The sequence below is a fragment of the Acinetobacter sp. WU_MDCI_Abxd143 genome (assembly GCF_025514195.1).
GTDB lineage: Bacteria > Pseudomonadota > Gammaproteobacteria > Pseudomonadales > Moraxellaceae > Acinetobacter > Acinetobacter pittii_H.
On record NZ_JAHPTH010000001.1, the window covers coordinates 294,594 to 316,944 of the forward strand.

At 35.0% G+C, this 22,351-nt stretch carries 22 protein-coding genes and 1 other RNA gene; 13 read left to right on the forward strand and 10 right to left on the reverse strand.

Annotated elements, in window-relative coordinates; all coding sequences use genetic code 11:
* Positions 1 to 587: 587 nt before the first annotated feature.
* From KTI79_RS01360 to KTI79_RS01375, 4 genes are all read left to right on the forward strand, one after another.
* The gene (locus KTI79_RS01360; protein WP_002121027.1) at positions 588 to 1,052 is read left to right on the forward strand and encodes a MarR family winged helix-turn-helix transcriptional regulator; all 465 of its coding nucleotides are present in this window, start codon (positions 588 to 590) and stop codon (positions 1,050 to 1,052) included.
* Positions 1,053 to 1,246: 194 nt separating this feature from the next.
* Positions 1,247 to 1,462: a hypothetical protein gene (locus KTI79_RS01365; protein ID WP_016145543.1), complete on the forward strand. Its 216-nt coding sequence runs from the start codon at positions 1,247 to 1,249 to the stop codon at positions 1,460 to 1,462.
* Positions 1,463 to 2,045: 583 nt separating this feature from the next.
* Positions 2,046 to 4,142: an EAL domain-containing protein gene (locus KTI79_RS01370; RefSeq protein ID WP_032053936.1), complete on the forward strand. Its 2,097-nt coding sequence runs from the start codon at positions 2,046 to 2,048 to the stop codon at positions 4,140 to 4,142.
* A 141-nt stretch (positions 4,143 to 4,283) separates the two neighbouring features.
* The gene (locus tag KTI79_RS01375) at positions 4,284 to 4,727 is read left to right on the forward strand and encodes a universal stress protein (protein WP_032053937.1); all 444 of its coding nucleotides are present in this window, start codon (positions 4,284 to 4,286) and stop codon (positions 4,725 to 4,727) included.
* A 53-nt stretch (positions 4,728 to 4,780) separates the two neighbouring features.
* On the opposite strand, the gene KTI79_RS01380 is transcribed toward KTI79_RS01375, so the two are convergent.
* Positions 4,781 to 6,220 carry a glucose/sorbosone family PQQ-dependent dehydrogenase gene (locus KTI79_RS01380; RefSeq protein ID WP_032053938.1) on the reverse strand — a complete coding sequence of 480 codons (1,440 nt, stop codon included), beginning with the start codon at positions 6,218 to 6,220 and terminating at the stop codon, positions 4,781 to 4,783.
* Positions 6,221 to 6,624: 404 nt separating this feature from the next.
* Between KTI79_RS01380 and KTI79_RS01385 the strand changes: the two genes are divergently transcribed.
* Positions 6,625 to 7,257 (forward strand): SOS response-associated peptidase family protein, encoded by a 633-nt coding sequence (locus tag KTI79_RS01385; RefSeq protein WP_032053939.1) that lies wholly within the window; start codon positions 6,625 to 6,627, stop codon positions 7,255 to 7,257.
* Between the two features lie 223 nt (positions 7,258 to 7,480).
* Positions 7,481 to 8,935, forward strand: a complete 1,455-nt coding sequence (locus KTI79_RS01390) for a SulP family inorganic anion transporter (RefSeq protein WP_032053940.1) — start codon at positions 7,481 to 7,483, stop codon at positions 8,933 to 8,935.
* Positions 8,936 to 8,980: 45 nt separating this feature from the next.
* On the opposite strand, the gene KTI79_RS01395 is transcribed toward KTI79_RS01390, so the two are convergent.
* The 5 genes from KTI79_RS01395 to kynU all read right to left on the reverse strand — a co-directional run bounded on the left by KTI79_RS01395 (position 8,981) and on the right by kynU (position 14,964).
* On the reverse strand, positions 8,981 to 10,159 hold the full coding sequence (locus KTI79_RS01395; protein ID WP_032053942.1) for a S8 family peptidase: 1,179 nt from the start codon (positions 10,157 to 10,159) through the stop codon (positions 8,981 to 8,983).
* 550 nt (positions 10,160 to 10,709) lie between these two features.
* On the reverse strand, positions 10,710 to 10,991 hold the full coding sequence (locus KTI79_RS01400) for a DUF6527 family protein (protein WP_032053943.1): 282 nt from the start codon (positions 10,989 to 10,991) through the stop codon (positions 10,710 to 10,712).
* Positions 10,992 to 11,512: 521 nt separating this feature from the next.
* A complete protein-coding gene (locus KTI79_RS01405; RefSeq protein WP_086376167.1) occupies positions 11,513 to 12,259 on the reverse strand; it encodes an alpha/beta hydrolase in 747 nt (248 codons plus the stop codon).
* 7 nt (positions 12,260 to 12,266) lie between these two features.
* On the reverse strand, positions 12,267 to 13,673 hold the full coding sequence (locus KTI79_RS01410; RefSeq protein ID WP_086376166.1) for an amino acid permease: 1,407 nt from the start codon (positions 13,671 to 13,673) through the stop codon (positions 12,267 to 12,269).
* A gap of 40 nt (positions 13,674 to 13,713) precedes the next feature.
* Positions 13,714 to 14,964, reverse strand: coding sequence for a kynureninase (gene kynU / locus KTI79_RS01415; protein ID WP_032053946.1), 1,251 nt, complete (start codon positions 14,962 to 14,964; stop codon positions 13,714 to 13,716).
* Between the two features lie 146 nt (positions 14,965 to 15,110).
* Between kynU and gigD the strand changes: the two genes are divergently transcribed.
* Both gigD and KTI79_RS01425 read left to right on the forward strand, forming a co-directional pair.
* Positions 15,111 to 15,560, forward strand: coding sequence for an Lrp/AsnC family transcriptional regulator GigD (gene gigD, locus KTI79_RS01420; protein WP_004791887.1), 450 nt, complete (start codon positions 15,111 to 15,113; stop codon positions 15,558 to 15,560).
* A gap of 29 nt (positions 15,561 to 15,589) precedes the next feature.
* Positions 15,590 to 16,126, forward strand: coding sequence for a GNAT family N-acetyltransferase (locus tag KTI79_RS01425; protein WP_032053947.1), 537 nt, complete (start codon positions 15,590 to 15,592; stop codon positions 16,124 to 16,126).
* 37 nt (positions 16,127 to 16,163) lie between these two features.
* On the opposite strand, the gene KTI79_RS01430 is transcribed toward KTI79_RS01425, so the two are convergent.
* On the reverse strand, positions 16,164 to 16,457 hold the full coding sequence (locus KTI79_RS01430) for a hypothetical protein (RefSeq protein ID WP_032053949.1): 294 nt from the start codon (positions 16,455 to 16,457) through the stop codon (positions 16,164 to 16,166).
* Positions 16,458 to 16,883: 426 nt separating this feature from the next.
* Between KTI79_RS01430 and KTI79_RS01435 the strand changes: the two genes are divergently transcribed.
* The 4 genes from KTI79_RS01435 to KTI79_RS01450 all read left to right on the forward strand — a co-directional run bounded on the left by KTI79_RS01435 (position 16,884) and on the right by KTI79_RS01450 (position 19,719).
* On the forward strand, positions 16,884 to 17,570 hold the full coding sequence (locus KTI79_RS01435; RefSeq protein WP_032053950.1) for an HAD-IA family hydrolase: 687 nt from the start codon (positions 16,884 to 16,886) through the stop codon (positions 17,568 to 17,570).
* Positions 17,554 to 17,982 (forward strand): RNA-binding S4 domain-containing protein, encoded by a 429-nt coding sequence (locus KTI79_RS01440; protein ID WP_032053951.1) that lies wholly within the window; start codon positions 17,554 to 17,556, stop codon positions 17,980 to 17,982. The genes KTI79_RS01435 and KTI79_RS01440 overlap by 17 nt, the downstream gene beginning before the upstream one ends.
* A gap of 145 nt (positions 17,983 to 18,127) precedes the next feature.
* A complete protein-coding gene (gene recA / locus KTI79_RS01445; RefSeq protein WP_032053952.1) occupies positions 18,128 to 19,174 on the forward strand; it encodes a recombinase RecA in 1,047 nt (348 codons plus the stop codon).
* Between the two features lie 62 nt (positions 19,175 to 19,236).
* Positions 19,237 to 19,719, forward strand: coding sequence for a regulatory protein RecX (locus tag KTI79_RS01450; RefSeq protein WP_032053953.1), 483 nt, complete (start codon positions 19,237 to 19,239; stop codon positions 19,717 to 19,719).
* Positions 19,720 to 19,732: 13 nt separating this feature from the next.
* Here the strand turns inward: KTI79_RS01450 and ffs are convergent.
* Positions 19,733 to 19,829: signal recognition particle sRNA small type (ffs, locus tag KTI79_RS01455), an RNA gene on the reverse strand.
* Between the two features lie 314 nt (positions 19,830 to 20,143).
* On the opposite strand from ffs, the gene KTI79_RS01460 reads away from it, so the two are divergent.
* Complete coding sequence (locus KTI79_RS01460) at positions 20,144 to 21,016, forward strand: YbgF trimerization domain-containing protein (protein WP_032053954.1); 873 nt, start codon at positions 20,144 to 20,146, stop codon at positions 21,014 to 21,016.
* 58 nt (positions 21,017 to 21,074) lie between these two features.
* Here the strand turns inward: KTI79_RS01460 and lpxA are convergent, their stop codons facing one another.
* Entirely contained in the window at positions 21,075 to 21,863 is a 789-nt protein-coding gene (lpxA, locus tag KTI79_RS01465; protein WP_032053955.1) for an acyl-ACP--UDP-N-acetylglucosamine O-acyltransferase, read from the reverse strand.
* Positions 21,860 to 22,345, reverse strand: coding sequence for a 3-hydroxyacyl-ACP dehydratase FabZ (gene fabZ / locus KTI79_RS01470; protein ID WP_002115603.1), 486 nt, complete (start codon positions 22,343 to 22,345; stop codon positions 21,860 to 21,862). The genes lpxA and fabZ overlap by 4 nt, the downstream gene beginning before the upstream one ends.
* Positions 22,346 to 22,351 lie beyond the last annotated feature (6 nt).

Here is a 22,351-nt window from a genome sequence, read left to right on the forward strand (position 1 = left end):
AATTTAAGATTTAAAAGTAAATACTTAAATTATAAATAAAAATCAACAACTTATAATAAAATATAATTTTAATTTACTAAATAATAGATGTTTCATGTTAAATGTATGGTAAATTTTATCAATATAAAAATAAAGCAAGAAATTGATATATAAAAATATTTATTATTTAAATATCTTGATTTTTCATAATTATGACTTTAGAGACAAAAACTTTCTCGTTCAATGCCACGGTCAAATCATAATTTTTTTTCTACGATGCGGTTGCAAGCAATATCGTTCATTTAACGATCAAGCAAGCTTAGATGCGATCTTATATATCTATTCAAAGAGCTTTTGAGGCTGCTTTGTTAAGTAGTATTAATTTTCAATACTCTTTGATTATAGAGGAAGAATATTTTTAAGTTCATGCAAAGATATAGTAATGCTCTATAAAGATAAGGACTATTCAACGTCATTATCAAATGAAGCTATATAACTTTTGCTCATCAAGTAAAGTCCTGCTATAACTTGCTTGATGAAACTATATTTTTCAACTATTAAAGATAGTTCACCAGGAATGCGATCCACCAAGGTATGGGGAAAAGTCAATGACAAAGAAGTATGCGCGTTTTTTACCTACAACAGAATCTTTTACTCTTGAAGATTTTCCATATTATTGGATTACTCAAGTACATGCTCAATATGTACAAAACATTGATAATGCTTTAAAAAAATATGGTTTAGATAACTCACGTCGACGCATCATGTTGGCTTTAAGCAGCAAGCCCCATGCGAGTGTTTCTGAACTTTCAGATATGATTATTTCAAAAATGTCGACTACTACAAAAATCGTTTATCGATTAAAAGATGAAGGACTGGTTGAAACATATTCTTGTCAAACTGACGGACGAATTACCCGTGTAGTACTTACAGAAAAAGGTACTGAAATGATCAACAAGATCAATGATCTAACCAGCGTAGTACTTGAGCAGTCTTTTGAAGGTATTACTCCTTTACAACTCGAAAAAATGATGGAAAGCTTAAAATTACTTTTAAAGAACCTGTCTCGTTAAAACCAAATAGAAAACAATCATATAAATAATAATTAAGCTCTCCTTACGAGAGCTTAATTATTTTAATATTTTTCTATGTGACATTGAGATCTAAATCCTACATAAAATAATCAATTAACTTTCCATCTGTTGACTTGAGCTCGTAACTCCAGTAGAAATTCTCTTTCAATAACTGAATAGCAAACTCCGGAAAAATGGCTAAAAGAAAATACAAAAGTGACAAGTTTCAGGTACGTCGTATTAACCGTAAATGGTGGGTACTCGAAAAAGACCTTGAATCAAATTGCTATTTAAAACATGAGCAAGTGGCGACAAAAACATTAGCAAATAACTATGCTGATGATTATATCGAACAATACTATATGAATCTGTACATTCAAGAACAGTTGAAAAAACCGGAAACTGTGTAAAAAGCCATTTTGGCTTTTTTATTTTTAGTAGTTAGAATTTCTAAAAATTATGCATAAAAAAAACCTACATCTTGGGGAAAATGTAGGCTATAAAATGCACAAAAAGGAAATATATATCCTTTTTGACAAAAAGAATTTTACGATAATAAAAGCCTTTATTTTATGTTACTTTTGTAAACTTAATAGTGATTATTGTATTTATTTAAACTGTTTTTAAGATTTTTTTATTTATATAAACTGAATAAAATTTAATTTACTAGCTTTTTTATTTTTTCCCGTTTTCTTCTACTCATCGTTAAGCTTATTTTTATTAAACTAATTATATCAAGCCAGTTATAAGCTTCTGTTTTAATATGTTTTTTACAAAAATCATCATAAATATTTTTTTAAGACAAGATCATTAAAAACCAATAAATAACAAAAACATAAATTAAATATTAAGTATATAATAGTTTTAACAACCCAGCTTTAGTTCAAAAAAAGTACACTTAAAATTTAGTTATTACTATTTTGGACACTACAGAAAGATTACAATACCTACTAATAAATAGATTAATTAACTCTCAATCTTTCTAGGCATGTTATGACTTCAATGTCAAACACTACTCAAAAGCATTTTATTGTTGAGCAAATTCCATTACCAACTTGGGTGAGTGATGAAAATGGCTTGATATTATATTGCAATGTAGAGTGTACAGAATATTGGTTAGATACATTTTCTCCCTTGCCCGAGCAATGGTTAGATTTTATATATCCTACTGATTTAGATGAAGTCAAAAAGAGATGGCTCGAAGCAATTCGCCTTCAAAAAAGAATAGAATTAAAATGTCGACTTTTACAAATTGGAAATCAATATAGATGGTGCAAACTCTCTATTCAAGCCTCTAAGTATCGCGGCCCATCTCAGGTTAACGAATGGTATGTTAGCTTTTTAGATATTGACCATGATATCCAAGAACAACAAAACTTGCAGAAGAATATTGAAATACAAAATCAAATGTTAGACATCAGTGAGGATTGCATTAAAGTACTTAATGTAGATGGCACAGTTTCTCATATGAATAAATCAGGGTGCCTCGCCTTAGGTGTCCCTGTTGACGAAACAGAATTTGGAATGAAATGGCTCGAACTATTACCACCGCACATTCGTAAACGCGGTCGAGTCGCTTTGAAAAAAGCTCTTCAAGGAAAGGTTGCCCGATTTGCAGGGATGAGCTGTTTACCAGATCAAAACCCTGAATATTGGGATAATATGCTTACCCCGATTCATCGGGAAAATGGTGAAATCGGACAAATACTTTGTGTCTCCCGCAATGTTACTCAACAACATTTGGCAGAAAACCAACTCAGGAATATGAGCGAGAGAGATGAGCTGACTGGTTTATGTAATCGGCGCTCATTTAAATTTCAGCTTAAACGTACCCTCGCCTATTCAAAAGACACCCAAACAAGTGTGGGGTTACTTTTAATCGACCTTGACCACTTTAAACATATTAATGATACTTTAGGGCATAGCGCAGGCGATCATCTTTTAAAAGTTTTATCCAAACGCTTTATCCATTGTGTCGATGAGGAACGATGTTTTGTTGCACGATTAGGTGGAGATGAATTTGCGGTTATTATTAATAACCTCAAATCTGAAAATGATGTCCGAGAATTAGCAGCTATTTTACTTAAGCAGTTAAATCAACCGATTACCTATTTAGGTAATGTTCTAAATGGTGGCATGAGTATTGGTTGCGCAATTTACCCACAAGATGCCATAGACCAGTCAGGTTTACTCAGTTGTGCTGATATGGCATTACATGACTTAAAAGCACGTGGTCGTGGTGGAATTCGCATGTATGATCCATGCATGATGCAAATGACCGAAACAGTCGCTTCTCAGCTTAATTTAGCACGCCAGTTGATTCGCCATCATACAATTCAGCCCTACTATCAACCTAAAGTAGATTTAAGAACTCATCATGTAGTTGGTTTTGAAGCTTTATTAAGATGGCATACCACCTCAGCTCAAAGAGGCTACCCTGCACAAATTGCAGAAGCTTTTAAAGATTATAATTTAGCGAGTAAAATTGGTGAAACAATGCAGCATCAAGTTTTACGTGATATCGCAAAATGGATAAATCTTGGCATTACACCTCTTCCTGTTTCCTTAAATGCCGCACCTGTAGAGTTCTTAAGAGATAACTACGCTGAGCGGCTTTTGAAAAAGATTAATCAATTTCAAATACCGACACATTATATTGAAATTGAAGTCACCGAACACATGTTGGGTGATCGAGGTTCAGAGTATGTAATCCGAGCACTGAATAAATTAAAACAGCATGGGGTCCGTATTGCACTGGATGACTTTGGTACTGGTTTTTCATCGCTCACGCATATTCGCGATTACCCGATTGACAGTTTAAAAGTAGATTGTAGTTTTATACAAAAGATGCAGCATGACCCATCCATTTATGCAATTGTTCAAGCAATTGGGTTACTCGCTCCGAATTTATCACTTGGGCTTATCGCTGAGGGAATTGAGACGCCTGAACAAGAAGAACTACTTCGACAATTTGGTTATAGCATAGGTCAAGGATTCTTATTTGAATCTGCTATAGATGCCAATCAAGTTATTTCAATACTTAAACAAAAACAACCTTACTTAGAAAGTCATTACAATACTTTAAGCTAAATATAGCTAATAAGCTTTTTTGGTTCTACTTATACTAAAAATAAACAATAACTTTTAAAAAATTGTTCATAATATAGACACAAAGATAATAATTTGGTGTTTTGCCACCCCACATTGTCACAGGACAATAAGGAGCAATATATGAGTTATCACCATATCTTGGTTCCAGTCGATGGTTCTCCTACTTCACTTATTGCTGTCAATCATGCAGCGGCAGTTGCTAAGGCCTTTGGTAGTAAAGTGACTCTAGTATATGCGCTGACCATAGATCCTTTCATTTCTGTAGAATTTATTGATAGTACAGAATTAGCACAGGATTACTTTAATAAAGCTAGAGCATCTATTCAGACTATTTTAGACCAAGCGAAAGAACAATTTAGCCAGCATGGGATTTCTGTTGAAACAAAAATTGTTGAAGGTCACACAATTCACACAGAAATTATTAAAGCAGCTACCGAGCTACAAGCAGACTTATTAGTGATTGGTTCTCATGGTCGAAAAGGGTTTAAAAAGTTCTTCTTAGGAAGTGTGACTCAAGCTCTTCTAGGAGAAATTCATTTACCGGTACTCGTCGTAACTGAATAGTTTTTCTAAAGCAAAAAACCGATCTATAAAGATCGGTTTTTTAATGAGCAGTGTTACTGAGCCTTATATGTAAACTTAATGAGAGATCCTGGATTTTCTAATGTATTGGTTACAGAGCCATCATCTTTTTGAACATTTCCAGCTGTATCAGTTAACACATATAAAACATTCCCATCTGGGCTTGCAATTACATCACGATAACGGTTGTTGCTTTTAAACATTGGTACAGCATCATCATAAGTCGTACTGTAGGTTGGATCTAGCTTGATACGGAAAATAACACCACGTTTTAAAGAAGGAACCAATAATGTATTTTCCCAACCAGTAATTGCTTTTTTACCACCCTTATAGACATAAGCAGATGACGGCGCAACGGTTGGCCAACAAATATAAGTCATCTCTCCACAAGTTGGATCGTTATAGTTGTAGGTATCTTGAACGGTATATAAAGTTTTTAATGGTGGGACAAAGTTTTTACCATTCCATTCAGATTCTTTCGTTACAGGAACTCCTGCAGCTACTTTTACTCCGTTCTGAGCTAAATCCTTAATTGACTTATTGGCTGCTGCTGAATAATTAGCATAAGCATAGCCACTATCATCTTTATAACCTGCGACATTTGGCCAACCATAGTTACCACCTTTGACAATGAGGTTAATTTCATCGTCAGAGTTTGGACCTTGTTCAGACTGCAACAATTTACCATTTGGAGTAAATGCTAAGCCCTGCGGATTACGATGTCCGAGCGTATAAATATGGCTAACCACCCCATTAAAACTTGGATTATCCTTTGGAATACTTCCATCAAGATTTAAGCGTAGTACTTTACCCATATAGGTATGATAGTCTTTGCCATTCAGTTCTTGTTGAGTTGGCGTATGTTGTGCTTGATTTGGCAAGAACAAATAAGCAAGCTGGTTACGCCCTTGGTCACCAATCGTATAATAAATCTTTTGATCTGGGCCAATCACAAGACGACCTGACTGATGGTCTTTCGATGATGGTAATCCTGTTAATAAATCGATTGGCTTCTCGAGCGTATCTGTTGACTTATTATAGGTATAACGACGAATAATCGTTTGGTTCGGTAATTCTTTATCTATAGATTTCGGGTTTTTAAATGTGCCTGAAATATAGATATAAGGATTATTTTTAAAGTCAGGATGGAAAGCAAAGCCTAGTAAACCATTCTGCCCATCAGCATCATTGACAATCTCTGGTACCTGAAAAATTGTTTTTACACTACCAGACTCTGGATTAACTCTTAGAATCTTGCCTGTTGCTCGCTCAGTTAACCAAATTTGATTATCTGGTCCCCATAACAAAGCATGCGGCTTATTTAAATTAGATAGAATAACTTTCTTGTCAAAGTTATCTGTTTTTGCTTTAGCAAATTGAGAAGGAGTAAGAGGAACATCAGCTAATGCTGCATTGATAGTAACTAACTGAGCAGCGCCCAGTAAGGCAATTTTAGCTAATAAATGTTTATTCATATGTCCACCTTATAAATTGTCAAAATTTTCCGAGAATTTTTAAACCTTTAATCATTGGTTTGTATGAGTTCTCTATATGATTTGTATTATGATGAATAACTAATCTATTAAAATCTAAATTTCTGAAAGGCTCTGTTGCATAAAAGTAGCTATTAAAAATAAATAAACTCTCTTTAAGATGAGCAACTTAACTTTACGATTTTTCTATTCATTCACTGCTCTACTGATTTTATATCTAGCTTGTCTTTAAAGCGGCTTAAATTAAATAAACACTTATTAACGAAGTAATTGATTGTTAAAAATTAATACTCAAAGAGACAATTCTAATGAGAAAAATATACATGATAAAAAGATAAAAGTTAGAAGCTGTAATTAAAGAAGAGTTTTATAAGCAAGGCGGTCTTATGTGTGCGAACTTTAAACCTATTAAGAGAAAACATGCCGATCAATTAAATTTATTCGAGCCAACTTTTGAATATAAGATGGATATTTTCCCAAGTGATGATTGTCCACTCATTTTATCTCATCAAAATGAGCTTGAGTGGAGAAAAGCTAAATTTGGAATGCTTCCCCCTTATGCTAAAGAAGTCTCATTCAAATATGCAACCTATAATGCCAGAACAGAGACACTAGAACAAAAGCGCTCTTTTAAACATGCTTGGTTAAATGATCAGTTTGCACTTATTCCTGTTGAAGCCATCTATGAACCTAAATACATTAATGGAAAAGCTCATTGGTATGGAATTTTCCGTCAAGATGGACAACCTTTCACCCTTGCTGCCATCTATGAAGAAACACTTATAGATGAACAGAAAGTTAGATCAATGTCGCTATTAACAATTAATGCTGATCATCACCCTTTCATGAAACAATTTCACAAACCTACTGATGAAAAACGATCCATCATTGTAATACCTGAGGATCTTAGAAATGATTGGCTCAACTGCACGCATTCTGAAGCAAAAGACTTATTTTTAGACATGCCATCGAATGAATTTACTTCAATGCCGAAATCTGAAATGAAAAATTATGGTTAATTCGTTTTAGCAAGCGTAGGTTAGTCAACCTTAAAAACTTATGCTATTCTTCAGGCACTTTTAAATGTCTCAAATCTTTATACCTATGACACTTACGCCACCTTAAGTTTATTTACCCCTATCCCTTGTAAATAACTCATCACTGTTTAGTGATGTGGTGTAGTCGCTTGTGTTGGTATATCACATCACTAGCCTTTTAAATTTAGAACTTAGGCTATTTCTCATGTTATCGAATGTCCGAGAACAATGGTTCTCTAATGTCCGCGCAGATATTCTTTCTGGTCTTGTTGTGGGTCTTGCTTTAATTCCAGAAGCAATTGCATTTTCAATTATTGCGGGTGTAGATCCCAAAGTCGGTTTATATGCATCCTTTTGTATTGCCGTTATTATTTCTTTCGTAGGCGGTCGTCCCGCTATGATTTCGGCGGCTACAGGCGCAATGGCTTTGGTTATGACAACGCTCGTAAAGGACCATGGTCTTCAATACTTATTTGCAGCAACAGTATTAACTGGCGTCATACAGATTTTGGCCGGATATTTCAAACTCGCTAAACTCATGCGTTTTGTTTCTAAATCGGTGGTTATTGGATTCGTTAATGCCCTCGCTATTCTCATCTTTATGGCTCAATTACCAGAATTGGTAAATGTTACATGGCATGTCTACTTACTAGTAGCCATTGGTTTAGGAATTATTTATCTATTCCCCTATATTCCCAAAATTGGAAAATTCTTTCCTTCTCCCCTTATCTGTATTGTAGTAGTCACATTACTGGCTATTTTTTTAGGTTTTAATGTTCGAACGGTTGGTGATATGGGTTCACTACCAGACACTTTGCCGATATTTCTAATTCCCGATATTCCTTTTAATTTAGAAACACTCCTGATTATTCTTCCATATTCTTTAGCTCTTGCTGCCGTTGGTCTACTTGAGTCAATGATGACGGCAACAATCGTTGATGAAATGACAGATACATCTAGTGATAAGTTTCAAGAATGTAAAGGTCAAGGCATTGCTAATATCGCTTCAGGTTTTATGGGAGGTATGGCGGGTTGTGCCATGATTGGTCAATCAATGATTAATGTAAAATCGGGTGGTCGCACACGCTTATCCACTTTTTGTGCAGGTATATTCTTACTTATTCTCGTTGTATTTTTAAGTGACTGGTTAAAGGTTATTCCCATGGCCGCTCTGGTTGCCGTCATGATTATGGTATCAATTAGTACTTTTGAGTGGAGTTCACTGACTCAATTTAAAAATAATCCTAAAAGTAGTAATGTCGTTATGATCTCAACCGTTATTGTAGTAGTTGCTACCCATAACTTAGCGTTAGGTGTATTAACTGGGGTATTACTTTCAGCACTGTTCTTAGCAAATAAACTTGAAAATGATATTCGTATAGAAACTTCATTCGAAAATCAAGCTCGTTTATATGAATTAAGAGGCCAAATATTTTTCAGTTCATCTGAAAAATTTATGCAAAGTTTTAACTTTAAAGAAGCAGTTAAAGAAGTCATTATTGATCTCACTCATTCTCATATTTGGGATGTGACTTCAGTTGCCATGCTAGATTCAGTAGTAAAAAAATTTCAGAAGAACGGTATTAAGGTAACGGTTCGTGGTTTAAATGAAGCCAGCTCAATCATGATTGATAAATATGGCACCCATGCAAAAATTTAAGAAAGGTCCTTCGGGACCTTTTCCAATTTCAAGCCTTACTTCTTATTACGGAGATTTATATAGCAACCGATTTGGGCTACCAGAAGGATTTTTTACCACATTACTACTTGCTTGATTTACAAGATTGGTCGAGATTGTCTGAGGTGTTGCGTTAGGTGTACTTTGCAACATTTCAGCAACTACCCCAGCAACATGTGGCGTAGCCATTGAGGTTCCATTTAAAATTTTAGTTGCTGTATTGTTCCCAATCCAAGAAGAGTTAATCTGACTTCCAGGTGCAAAAATATCAACACAGCTTCCATAATTAGAATAGCTGGCTCGAGTATCTGTATTATCTGTAGCAGCAACAGTAATCGCCTTACTTACTCTGGCAGGAGAAGAACTACATGCATCTGTATTAGAATTTCCTGCAGCCACAACCATTACATAACCATTATTAAATAAGTTTTCTACCGCACTGTCTAAAGATGTGCTCGCTCCACCGCCTAATGACATATTCACGACAGCAGGCTTTTTACCATTTTTTAATATCCAATCTAAACCCGCAATCACGTTACTCGAAGCACCAGATCCATCACATCCTAAAATCCGAATAGGCACTAAGCTTACATTCTTGGCAACCCCATAGGTACTGCCTCCCACTGTTCCTGCAACATGAGTACCATGACCATTACAATCCGTTGTGCCATTTCCATCAGATATCGCGGTATAACCACTTAATACCCGTCCAGAGAACTGTTGATGTGTAGATAATATTCCTGTATCAACAATATAAGCCGTTGTCCCAGAGCCTGTCTGTAAGTAGGAGTAAGCAGAATTTAAAGGTAAGGCTTTTTGGTCAATACGATCTAACCCCCAATCTGGATTGCTTTGAGTAGTCGCATCAATTTTCATGATTGTGTCATTTTCCAGAGAAACGACATTTGGATTTTTTTTCATGGCTTCAACAAAAGCAGTACCAGCAGCCTCAGGCAGATAAACAGCAAACCCCTTAAGTACAGTGTCATAGGTCTGTAATACCTTCCCACCATGTTGTTTGGCAATATTTTTTGCAAAATCGTTAGAAGGACCAGCATCTTTATTGAGAATAACAATATATTGGTTTTTAATGATTCCTTTTGCTTGAGAAGAACCTAATACGGGATTGGTTGTAGCTGGTGCAGCATAAATTAAATGACTCACAGCTATTGTTAAAAGAAAACTCGAAACTTGGCAAAACTTCATAAAAAATCTCCATATCTTTTACTTCAGATATCATTGTTATGATTAATACAGTTTTTATATTGAGAAGTTAATTTTTTTAGAAAGGAATTTTTATTATATTCTCCATGTATTATGACCAAGTCATATTTTCATAAAACTTGGGCACATGCAATGCTCTTATCTTTTTTCAATCAAAAGTGAGAACTAATTCAAATAAATTAATAAAGCAAAAATTTTAGAATAGTTAATTATTTTACTATTTAGATTAGGTTGGATGTATAATGTAAAAATATATAATCATTAATAACAATATAAATGTAGAAATAATGAGATATGTTCCAGTTGTATTAAAGCTTTTTAAAAATTTCCAGATATCCATACATAAAATATAAAATAGTAACTTATAAAAATTATTGCAAATTTAAATACAGCCTTCAAACAAAAGAGATTTACATTTTTTTAAAATATAGCTGTTCAATATCAAATACGTAAAGATATATTGCATAAATACCGCTTACTTAAAGAGTATACATTCTTTAAAAGATTACAGTTAAAATAAATACCCAAATTATTATAATCTATAATTATTTAATTCTAGTTCTGGTAAATCAACCGTACATCCAGCTAAAGGATGTCTACAATTAACAGTATACTCAATAAAGCCATCTTTAATAAAGTAATTACAGTATTCATTTATAGTTATGATGGGATCAAATGTCGGTTTTTCCAAGTTACCATTAAAAAACCATTGGTTGCCGTTAGAGAAAGGATAATGTACAGGAATATAATGAAGATATCCGCAAGCAGGACACATATGTTTATACATGCCTCCTTCGAAATACTGTACTTTCATTAACACTCCTTTTAAAAATAAAAAAACCAACTCATAAGAGCCGACTAAATCTCTTTTTATATTTAATTTACCGATACTATATGACAAATTCATGAAGATTAGACAGCGCATATTTTACTTAAATTATTAAATAATAATTCAAGTTTAATGATAAAAATCTAATACAAATTTATTTATTATTTATGCCAGTTCTATCTTATTAATTTATATAAATTATTAAATAGAAATCAATTCATATCCATATACAAAACTTCCTCTACCTTATTGTTTTTAAAAGTCAATAAAAAAGTCCGCATCTTGGGAAGCTACGGACTTGAAACTCAACTAAACAACAGCTAAACATTTTGTCGTTTAGCGAGAAAGCACTATCTTTTTAATCTAATTAAATTCTTTATTCCGGTCAATAAGAACACACTCTTTGTATAAAAAATATAGCAAGCTGTGAACTAAATCACATTTAGATTCTGCCCCATAAGTTAATCATTTCATAAAATAATATCTTATATATTATTTTCAAATATCTAGCTTAGTATATATCTAAAATAATGCTCTAAAATCGTATAATGATTAATATGAGGTATAAGCTTAAAAGATACTAAATTCTGATCTTGCCCTTTTTTACTTTCAAAATAAGTTTGGCTTTGCCATTTCAACTCATCAAGTTCCAGCTCACCACATAAAATTGAATATGAAATAGTAACTCGATCACTGTAATGAATAGGGCTATATTTTAAGATATCTTCCCTTGAAAGATTGAGCGCATGATTTAAATGAGTGCTTTGTATAGGCTCTAAATCATAAATTCCACTTAACAACACCATCTCAGATATAAATGGATGACCTAAAGACAAAGCAGCTAGATGTGCCCCTGCCGAATGCCCCACCAGAACCACCTCATCTGTTCTCCAGTCTTGCTCTCGAATAAAATCGAAAGCTTGATTAACTTGAGAAGTAATATCTGAGATTTTACTTTGTGGTGCCAGATCATATTCTAAAAGCACACACTGTGCGCCCTTGCCTAGAACATCCGGTGCGATAAATGCAAAATCTGACTTATCACACCATTGCCAATAACCACCATGAATAAAAATAACAGTCTTCTTGGCTTGCTCTAAAGGAAATAAATCTAAAGTTGATCTTGGGTTCGGACCATATTGGATATCTGCCATATGGGTGAATTTTTGGTAGCTAAGCAAACTTGTCCGTTGAAATTCTGCCAATATTTCATGTTCATTCGCCACAGTTCTAGCATTGTCATATAGTCTCATAAATCTCTCACTTCAATGATTCTTCATGAGCATTTAAAGCATGTTTGGCTGATGAACGTTTTAAATAATAAAAAAACGTAAGCACAACAACTAATGGAACTCCGAATTGTAAAGTTGACTTGAATTCATTGGTAAACCATGTCGTGACGGTGATACTTAAAATTGCGATTAATCCCAACAGTGAAATTAACTGGCTCGCTGGAACCTTAAATTTTAACTGTTCTCCTTTTCGTGCCATATTCCTTCTAAAAAACATATGGGTAATGAAAATACTGCCCCAAGTGAACAACGCACCAAACATAGATAAAGCAATCATGATCGGGAAAGCAGAGCTCGGATTAATGGTATAAACAATACTCGCGATACCAATACCAACAGCTGACAATAACAATGCGTTAATTGGTACCCCATTGTGACTAATACGGCCGAATAGTTTTGGTGCATCACCAGCTCGTGACAAACTAAATAGCATACGTGTCGAGATATACAACATACTATTCATGGCGGATAAGGCCGCGACAATTACAATAAAATTTAAAATACTGTCTGCATATGGAATGCCTACAATTTTCATCACCATCACAAAAGGACTGGTCGCGTCGGCTCCAATTAAAGTTGTCCAAGGAACAAGTGCCACTATGAGAAATAAAGACAATAAATAAAATAGGATTAAGCGAATTGCCGTACTTTTAAAAGCTTTCTTAACTGCTCTTTCTGGATCTTTAGCCTCACCTGCTGCAACAGCGATCATTTCAATACTTAAATAACTAAATATTGAAATGATTACCCCAATCCAGACTCCACTAAAACCATGAGGGAAAAATCCTCCATGTTCAGTTAGATTAGAGACAACCTGAGCTGTTCCTCCATGACCTTGAGTCAAAATACCAATTGCTAAAAGAATAAATACAATAATTGCAAAGACTTTTATAGTCGAAAACCAATATTCAACCAATCCAAAAGCTTTAACACTATATGCATTAACCACAAGTAACGTCAGCGAGAAAAACGCAATCCAGACCCAAGAACCTACATGTGGAAACCATAATTTCATATAGTCAGCCACCGCTGTAATTTCTGTACCGACCGCTAATACAATACACGCCCAATAACAATAACGGACTAAAAACCCAGCAAGCGGACTTACATAATGCTCAGCATATGCTCCAAACGAGCCTGACGTAGGATGCTGAACAGTCATCTCAGCTAAACAAGCCATAATAGCAAATGCAATTAAGCCGCCAATGGCATAGCTCACAATCACAGCAGGGCCAGCAAAGCTAATTGCAAACTTGCTGCCCATGAACAGCCCTGTACCAATCGCTCCACCAATTGCAATCATTCCCATCTGTTTTGCGGATAATTTTTTATGTAACCCCGCTTCTCGATTTTGTATCTTATCAAAACTGCTCATAGGCCCTCCTAGCCATTCTTCTGATATTAACCTTTAACGATCAGGTCACTTCACTGCGCACCAGATAACGCTCATTTTTCCATTCACTATTCAACATAATCTGCTTAAGTTGCTGTACGGCATTCCAAATATCTTCGAAACCTAAATATAGAGGTGTAATTCCGAAACGTAATACTTCTGGCTCTCGATAATCCCCAATCACACCACGAGCAATAAGCGCCTGAATAATTTCATAACCAAACTCATGTCTATAACTGACATGACTACCGCGATATTTATGGTTTAAAGGTGTAATCAATTCAAAACCAAACTGAGAACATTCTTGTTGAACAAGTTGAATAAACAAATCAGTTAGTTTGAGGGATTTCTCGCGTATTTGTTGTATATCAGCTTGTAAGAAAATATCGATACCACATTCAATTAGGCTCATAGAAATGATGGGTTGAGTTCCACACAAATATCGACGAATGCTATTGGCTGGTTCATAGTGCTGAGCCATATCAAATGGTTTTTTGTGCCCCCACCAACCTGATAAAGGTTGCCAGAACTCGTCACGATGCTTTCGATTAACCCACAACAACGCAGGTGAACCCGGACCACCATTTAAATATTTATAAGTACAACCAATCGCAAAATCACTATTACTCTGATTAAGATCCATAGGTACCGCACCAACTGAGTGACACAAATCCCAAATAATCAAAGCATCTTTAGCGTGAATTTGTTGATTGATAGTCTCCATATCATAGAAATATCCAGTCCGATAATTCACATGAGAAAGAACAACTACGGCTATATCTTTTGCCAAAACACGAGATAGATCATCTGCACCATCAATCAATTCAACTTGATAACCTTGATGAATCAAATCAATAAAGCCTTCAATAATATAAATATCGGTTGGGAAGGCATCTTTTTCTGCAACAATAATTTTACGTTCTGGAAATTTTTCAGCTTGAATTTTTACCGCTGCTGATAATACTTTGAATAAATTTAAAGTCGTTGAGTCTGAAATAACCACTTCACCTTTTTCAGCACCGATAAGCTGCGCGACTTTATCTCCAAGTCTAGTCGGTAGTCCCCACCAATCTGCTTTATTCCAACTATTAATAAGGTCCTCACCCCACTCTTTGCCAATAATATGCTGAGCAACCTCTAATGATTTTTTTGGTCTTGCACCCAAAGAATTCCCATCTAAATAAATGACGTTTTTTGGCAGTGCAAATTCATCTTTAAACTTTTTAAGTTCATCTTCCTGGTCCCAATAGAGGCATTGTTCGTGAGTAATCATTTGTTATTTCACCTATTTTCAACATTTCCTTTGTTTTTGAATTTTATCACGCCAATTCTTACGATTTATTCGATAATATTTGATTAAAATTTGCTATTTTCGTATAAAATTCGAATTAAAATTAAAAAACATGGATGAAATTCGAAATGAATGTAGATGCGATTGATCTTAAAATTTTAAAATATTTGCAAGATAACGCTCGGTTAAGTAATCAAGAGCTAGCCGATCTGGTTAACCTTTCGGCTTCGGCATGTCATCGACGAGTTAAAATTTTAGAAAGCAATGGTGTAATTGAAAAATATCAAGCCAAAGTTAACTATGAAAAATTAGGAATAAAAATTGAGGCAATTGTCGAAATAAAACTTGCACAGCTAACTGAAAATGATCACAACTTCTTTTTAAGTCAGATCAAAAATTTTGATGAAGTCATTAATGCATATATTATTACGGGCGAATCTAATTATGTTTTACACGTTGCGACCAAAGATTTGAGCTCTTTTTCTCATTTCGTCATTAATACCTTAAATAAAATAAAAGGTGTAGTGAGCATCAATTCCAAGATCATTTTACAGAAGATTGTACAAAAGCCACTTTGACCCATCATTTTTAATTAGAGAGCCATCTCATGATCGAAACTCAGCGTTTAATTTTAAGACAGTGGAAAGAAAGTGATGTTGAGCCTTTTATAACAATGGGCTTAGATCAACATATTATGCAATTTTTCCCAAATCTATTAACACCCCAAGAAAGCCATAATTTAATCCAAAAAATTTCATCTCTCATTGATAAAAATGGTTGGGGCTTCTGGGCAGTAGAATTAAAAGAAACTCATCAATTTATCGGGTTTATTGGTTTACATAGTCAACCTGAACAATTTGATTTTTCTCCATGTGTGGAAATTGGGTGGCGACTTGCAAAAGAATTCTGGAAACAAGGTTATGCAACTGAAGGAGCAAAAGCGGCTTTAGACTATGGTTTTAATGTACTGAATTTAGATAAGATCGTTTCATTTACCGCTAACATAAATACACCCTCTCAAGCTGTCATGGAAAGACTTGGAATGCATAAAGTTAAAAACTTTGATCATCCCAAGGTTCCTCTCCATCACCAATTAAAAGCACATGTGTTATATGAAATTACGAACTCTTCATTTAATCTTTGATTAAAGTCAAAATTTTAAATTATTAATAAATATTTTTTTAATCATCGAAATCATAGCCAACAGATGTAGAGCACTCCCAATACTCATGGATTTTACTCGCGATATCATCTTTTTCCATTGTAGTGAGTACATAAAAGAGTTTAGCCTCTTTATTTTTTCTTAGTATTAATAGGTTGTAGTAATCATACTCAGGCCCATTAAGACCTAATGTTGGCTGTGTTTCACAGTGCTTTTCTGCTTTGTAATGCCATTCAAGCTTATAAGTATCAAGGCCATCAGCAGCATTGATTACAATACCGTCATTGGCTCCGCCAATAAATCCAATTTTCATTGCTTTCTCTAAATTCTTATTAGGGGTAAATTTAAATATAACTTTAAACAAGTATCCTTCAATTTATAAAATGTATGTCAATACGTATCCTATGTAAGCAAAATTAACCATAAATATAGATGACTTTTAAGATTTCTTAATTGCAAAACTTTGGCACCCTATTTTTACTTTAAACACAGGAAAAGTTTACTACTAAAAAGCATTTATTATTGTTTCCTGTTTTGCAAAATTACACGCTATAATTTTCAAATCATTTATCCTCCCTACCCATCACATTAATTTAAACAACTTTTGAAAAAAATTAGTGCGCGGAGTTTTAAATTAATTTTTTATATCCCCAGCTTCTTTAATTTATGATTTTAAAAAGGATATATGGTAGATGTGTCTTAAAAAATTTGCTTTGAATGATTTTGGAGATATTTAGATATGTCTAAAATCATAATGTTTGACATGGATGGAACTTTATTAGATCTCGCTTTTGATGATTTCATCTGGAATGAATGTCTTCCTAAGCGACATGCAGAGATACATCAACTTCCACTCGACCAGAGCCAAAAAACACTATATCAGTTTTATCAATCACATAAGCATACACTTGTTTGGTATTCATCAGCTTATTGGACTAAAACTGTAGGCGTTGATGTACTCAAATTACAGCAAGAGTTTCAGACAAAAATTCAAGCTCGCTCAGGTTGTATTGAGCTTCTGCAGGAACTGAAAGAACAAGGATATAGTTGTTGGTTAGTTACAAATGCTGACCGTGCAAGTTTACGATTAAAGCTCGATAATATTGCAATTGAACACTTCTTTAACGTAATCGTATCGAGTGAGCAAATTGGTTATGCAAAAGAAGATATTCATTTTTGGCAAGAGCTCCAAAAATTACATCCTTTCGACCCAGACGCAACCATTTTTATTGATGATACAGCTCCTGTACTAAAAACAGCTGAAAAATTTGGTATCAGGCACTTGTTTACTATCTTACAGCCCTCAAGTCTAAAGGATGTAAGAAAGCATGAGGATTTAGAGTATAAAGCGCTAGATCGACTTACAGAATTGCTGTCTATATTGAATCAAATTGATAGAAAGGATAATGATGTCAAAATTGCTTGAAAACGATGCTGTAGAGACCATGCGTGTCGACAAATGGTTATGGGCTGCTCGTTTTTTTAAAACTCGTTCAATTGCTAAAGCAGCGATCGAAGGAGGTAAAGTACATCACAATAATGAGCGTGTAAAAGTTTCAAAAGAAATTCGTGTCGGAATGGAACTTATTATTCAACAAGGTTTTGATAAAAAAACCGTTGTCGTAAAAGCGCTTTCGAATACACGTGGTCCAGCGCCAGTTGCCCAGCAACTTTATGAAGAAACAGAAGTAAGTATTGCTAGACGGGAGTTGATTGCATCCCAACGAAAATTGCATAATCTTGCTCGACCTGAAAATAGACCGAGTAAAAAGGATCGTCGTCAGATTACTCGCTTTAAACAGGACAATGATCAACACTGGTCATATAGTGATGAATAAAAACGTCGAGTTGTGTCGCACACACACAGACAACACATAGAAGCTATAGAAAAAATCTGTCACTATTAGCCCTGTGAAACAAGTTGAGATTCAATGCATCCACTTGGGTTAAACGTGATGAACTTAGAGTATTGAGGTTTTTGAGATGGATGAGAATAAAAGCAAAGCATTACAAGCCGCGCTAAGTCAAATTGAGAAGCAATTTGGCAAAAATACGGTGATGCGTCTCGGTGATAACACTGTTCAAGCAGTTGAAGCTGTATCTACAGGTTCTTTGACTTTAGATATTGCATTGGGGATTGGCGGTTTACCGAAAGGTCGTATCGTTGAGATTTATGGTCCAGAATCTTCTGGTAAAACCACAATGACTCTCCAAGCAATTGCACAATGTCAAAAAGCTGGTGGTACTTGTGCATTTATCGATGCAGAACACGCATTAGATCCACAATATGCACGTAAGCTGGGCGTGGACATTGATAATCTACTTGTATCGCAACCAGATAACGGTGAACAAGCACTCGAGATTGCAGACATGCTAGTTCGCTCTGGTGCAATTGATTTAATCGTTGTCGACTCAGTTGCTGCTCTTACTCCTAAAGCAGAAATTGAAGGCGAAATGGGTGACTCTCACATGGGCTTACAAGCTCGCTTAATGAGTCAGGCATTACGTAAAATTACGGGTAACGCTAAACGCTCGAACTGTATGGTTATTTTCATTAACCAGATCCGTATGAAAATTGGTGTAATGTTTGGTAGCCCTGAGACTACGACTGGTGGTAACGCATTGAAGTTCTATGCTTCTGTACGTTTAGATATCCGCCGTATTGGTCAGGTCAAAGAAGGTGATGAAATCATCGGCTCTGAAACTCGAGTTAAAGTTGTTAAAAACAAAATGGCTCCTCCTTTTAAAGAAGCTATTTTCCAAATCCTATACGGTAAAGGTACAAACCAGCTTGGCGAACTTGTGGATTTAGCTGTACAACAAGATATCGTGCAAAAAGCAGGCGCTTGGTATTCATATCAAGGCAATAAAATTGGCCAAGGTAAAAACAATGTTATCCGCCACTTTGAAGAAAATCCTCAAATGGCTGAAGAGATTGAAAAAGTTATCCGTGAACAACTATTAACTACGGGTACTAATGGCGCTGTACAGGTCGAAGAGGAAGAAGAAGATCTTCTATTAGAATCTTAATCATTATCGCTCATTAGTCTTAAAAACGCCCTTCGGGGCGTTTTTTATAAGGAAACCTTAATATGTTCAAAAGATCAGAAGAACACTCTCAACAACGTGCATTGCTTACAGGTCAGCGTTTGCGCTCCTATGCTTTCGCGCTATTGACTCGTCGAGATTATTCAAAAGCAGAACTTACTGAAAAATTAAATCGTTATGCACAAAACCCAGAAGAGGTTAAGCAACTAGTTGAAGAATTATCTGAACAAAACTATCAAAGTGACCAACGCGTTGCAGAACTAACATTGGCTAGCCAAATTCGAAAAGGTAAAGGCCCAAAACGTATTAAACAAGCTTTAAAAACAAAACAAATCGAAAATGATTTAATTGCAGATGAAATTCATAACATTGATTGGGTAGAACAGGCTTATCAGCTTAAAGTGAAGAAGTTTGGTGAAGAAGTAGAAAAAGATCCTAAACTTAAAGCAAAACAAATGAGATTTTTACAGTATAGAGGATTTGATTTAGATGTAATTATGAAAGCAATCCAACGGAAAGTGGATTAAAGAATGGTGGCAGCCCCACTAGCAAAACTTCGGCACATCATAGATCTGCTACCGTTGCTACCTTCCGGTCCTGGCGGGGTTCACAGAGTACAATTGCGAAGCCACCAGCGGGGCTACCATTGCAAAACAGAGTATAGAGATTTTTAAAAGAGTTGCAAGTCTTCTTCTCATTTTTAAGCAAGTTTATGTTTCAATTGATTAATTCATCAGCAAAAATACATAAATTTCTAGAATCTCTAATCTTATATTCTTTCTTGATACTTATTTTGAATAAAATATGCTTGAAGATTGTAAACTATTCTTGCATTTATATTGTTAGCTGTTTTAATTGCAATGATTAATTAAAACCTTAGATAGCTAGCGTGAATAGTTTATATATTCCCTTCTCAAGTTGGCTTTTACATAAAATTATGGACCTATACTCATGCGATTGATGAAGCATTCTTTATTATTTATTGCCTTAATGAACACTACTTCTCTCTATGCCAATATTCCAATTGAATCGCGCGGTTTAAGCCAAAGTGGCGGCAGCTCAACCTCTACTGCATCTAGTAATTCTTCAGTTCCTAGTAATTTAAATTGGGAATTGATGCAAAAAAATCAACAATTAGAAAGTGATATACGCACACTCCGTGGACAACTAGAAGAACAATCCAACGATATTGAACAATTGAAAAAAGATTTAGCTAATCGCTATACTGATTTAGATCAACGTTTGGAGTTACTTAATCAAAAAGTAGATCCGGAAAGTGCAACGCCAGACAATACAGCAAATAGTGATGCTACAGCTATTGGAAGCTCAGAAGCGCCATCTACTGATAATAAAGCAGCAAGTACTCCAGCTTCTACAAGTCAAGTTACTCCCCCCTCACAAACGCAACTAACACAACCAGCTTCACCGCCTGCTACGCAAAATCAATCAAACCCTGTAGAACTTGAAAAAGCAGCTTACACTGTTGCTTTAGATGCCTATAAGCAAGGTGGAGCAAAAAAAGCGATTGCTCCAATGCAAAACTTTATCAAAAATCATCCTAATAGCATCTATACAGGGAATGCCTACTTTTGGTTAGCCGAGTTTAATTTAGCTACTGATCCAGTGAATTATAATGAAGCTAAAAAGAACTATAACGTAGTGGCTACACAATACCCAAACTCTAGTAAAGCTCCTCGCGCCCTTTACCAACTCTACAGTATTGCCAAAGATGTCGATAAAAATACTGTTTCAGCAAATCAATATAAAGCTAAAATCTTAAGTCAGTATCCAAAATCTGAAGAAGCCAAATTTTTTAATAAATAAAAGTTCTTAAGAAAAAAAGACACCGCAGATTGCGGTGTCTTTTTTTGAATATCTCGGCTTAACGCACAATACCACGTTCTGACCGTTCAACAGAGTCAATTAACAATTGAGCTTCTGGAACATTCGGAAGGATATCATTTTTAATCTGCTCAACCGCTTGAACAGAAGTCAGGCCTGATTTAAAAATCAATTTATAAGCTTCTCTAAGACCTTGAATTGTATTTTTAGACCAACCCTTTCGGCGCATACCTTCTATATTAATACCAAACGCATGTGCTGGATTACCAGATGCCATAACATAGGCCGGCACATCTTTTAAGATTAAAGATGCTCCACCAACCATACTGTAAGAATCAATTTTACAGAATTGATGAATCCCAGAATTACCACCAATAATGACATGATCACCAATATGTACGTGTCCAGCAACGCCGACATTATTTGCGAAAATATTATGATCACCAACAACACAATCATGTGCAATATGCGTATTAACCATCAATAAGTTATGACTACCTATTTTAGTTAAAGCATTATCTTGTACAGTTCCTCTATGTAAACTGCAATGCTCACGAATTAAATTATGATCTCCAATCTCTAACCAAGTTTCTTCCCCTTGGTATTTCAAGTCTTGGCAAACTTCACCAACACTTGCAAATTGGAAAATCTCATTATTTTGACCAATTTTGGTAAAACCACCAACTACAACATGTGAGTGTAATTTAGTACCAGCGCCAATCGTCACATTTGGACCAATAATACAATAAGGTCCTATCTGGACATCTGGGGCAATCACTGCAGATGGATCAATAATGGCCGTAGAATGAATTAAATCGTGATTGCTCATGCCTGCTCTGTTTTTTGGTGTGAAATCATAATTTCAGCGGTTGTTGCTACAATACCGTCAACGGTAGCCGTACAGTTATATTTGTAGATACCGCGTTTTTGCATTACTAATTCAGATTTTAATACAAGTTGGTCGCCCGCAACTACTTGTTTTTTAAATCTAACCTTTTCTGCACCAGCAAAGAGGAATAAAGAACCTGGTTTTGGTGTCTCATTGTTCATAATGAAACCTAAAACGCCTGAAACTTGAGCTAATGCTTCTACAATTAAGACACCCGGCATAATTGGATATTCTGGGAAATGTCCTTGCAAGAACTCTTCATTAATAGAAACATTTTTATAACCAACAATACTGTTGTCAGTTACTTCAGTCACACGATCAACCAATAAGAATGGGTAACGATGCGGCAAATATTGACGAATCGTTTGAATCTGCATTGGTAATTCAGGGATGGCAAATTTAGGTGTAGTTGACTCGGTCATAATATT